Below are 1889 nucleotides of genomic sequence, written 5' to 3' on the forward strand. Positions count from 1 at the left end.
AGGATTGGGAACACCAGCAAGAATGGCTAAGGTAGTCGCGATAGCGAACCAACAGGGCGGTGTGGGCAAGACCCCCACCTGCCACAACCTCGCAGCATCCCTGGTTGCTACCAAGCGCCGGGTGCTGTTGATCGATCTCGATCCACAGGGCAACGCCACCATGGGTAGCGGTGTGGATAAACACGGCCTGGAAAACTCGGTCTACGACCTGCTGATCGGCGAATGCGATCTGGCCCAGGCCATGCACTATTCCGAGCACGGCGGTTATCAACTGCTGCCGGCCAACCGCGACCTGACGGCCGCGGAAGTGGTTCTGCTGGAAATGCAGATGAAGGAAAGCCGTTTGCGCAGTGCGCTGGCGCCGATCCGCGAAAACTACGATTACATTCTAATCGACTGCCCGCCGTCGCTGTCGATGCTCACGCTGAACGCACTGGTCGCTGCCGACGGGGTAATTATCCCCATGCAGTGCGAATACTTTGCGCTCGAAGGTTTGAGCGACCTTGTGGATAACATCAAGCGCATCGCCGAACTGCTGAACCCGAACCTGAAAGTCGAAGGTTTGCTGCGGACCATGTACGACCCGCGCCTGAGCCTGATGAACGATGTTTCGGCGCAGCTCAAGGAACACTTCGGCGAGCAGCTCTACGACACGGTGATCCCGCGCAACATCCGCCTGGCCGAAGCGCCGAGCTACGGTATGCCGGCACTGGCCTATGACAAGCAATCGCGCGGCGCCCTGGCCTACCTGGCCCTGGCCGGCGAAATGGTTCGTCGTCAGCGCAAAAATTCACGCATTGCCGCCGCTCAGGCAACTTAAGGAATCCCCATGGCCGTCAAGAAACGAGGTCTCGGACGTGGACTGGATGCACTGCTGAGTGGTCCGACTGTCAGCGCACTGGAAGAACAAGCCGCGCAAGCTGATACCCGTGAACTGCAACACTTGCCCCTGGACCTGCTCCAGCGTGGCAAGTACCAGCCACGCCGGGACATGGATCCGCAGGCGCTGGAAGAGCTGGCGCAGTCGATCAAGGCGCAAGGCGTCATGCAGCCGATCGTGGTTCGCCCGATCGGTGGTGGCCGCTTCGAAATCATTGCCGGTGAGCGCCGCTGGCGAGCGAGCCAGCAAGCCGGGCAGGAAACCATTCCGGCAATGGTTCGCGATGTACCGGATGAAACCGCGATCGCCATCGCGCTGATCGAGAACATCCAGCGCGAAGACCTTAATCCGATTGAAGAGGCCGTCGCGTTGCAACGCCTGCAGCAGGAATTCCAGCTGACTCAACAGCAAGTCGCCGAGGCTGTGGGTAAGTCCCGCGTCACTGTGGCTAACCTGTTGCGGCTTATTGCGCTGCCCGAAGTCATCAAGACCATGCTGTCCCACGGCGACCTGGAAATGGGTCATGCCCGTGCTTTGCTCGGTCTGCCGGACAATCAGCAGGTGGAAGGGGCGCGACATGTTGTCGCACGCGGCCTCACTGTGCGCCAGACTGAAGCACTGGTTCGCCAGTGGTTGAGTGGCAAACCGGAGCCTGTGGAGGCGACCAAACCCGACCCGGATATCGCCCGTCTCGAACAGCGTCTGGCCGAGCGCCTAGGCTCTGCGGTGCAGATTCGCCACGGGAAGAATGGAAAAGGGCAGTTGGTGATCGGTTACAACTCCCTCGATGAGCTTCAAGGTGTGCTCGCCCACATCCGCTGAAACATTTCCTCATGTAGCGCGCAGTCGGAAATCACTACCTGACAGTTGAATAGGGGCAGAACCGCCCCTATACTCTGCGCGCATTTTGTCGGCACAAATTATGCCAAGTTATTGAATTCTGGCAGCCGACCATTGGAGAGCAATAGTGATGGAAACCCGCAAGCCAAACCGCCTGCCGTTCCATCGC

2 protein-coding genes are annotated in these 1889 nt (G+C 59.5%); both read left to right on the forward strand.

Features of this window, described 5'->3' with window-relative positions; translation table 11 throughout:
- Positions 1-22: 22 nt before the first annotated feature.
- Entirely contained in the window at positions 23-820 is a 798-nt protein-coding gene (locus tag ACIOWE_RS30095) for a ParA family protein (RefSeq protein ID WP_401398596.1), read from the forward strand.
- A 9-nt stretch (positions 821-829) separates the two neighbouring features.
- Entirely contained in the window at positions 830-1702 is an 873-nt protein-coding gene (locus ACIOWE_RS30100) for a ParB/RepB/Spo0J family partition protein (protein WP_401398598.1), read from the forward strand.
- Positions 1703-1889: the final 187 nt, after the last annotated feature.

The organism is Pseudomonas sp. NPDC087598, from assembly GCF_044743525.1.
Taxonomy (GTDB): domain Bacteria; phylum Pseudomonadota; class Gammaproteobacteria; order Pseudomonadales; family Pseudomonadaceae; genus Aquipseudomonas.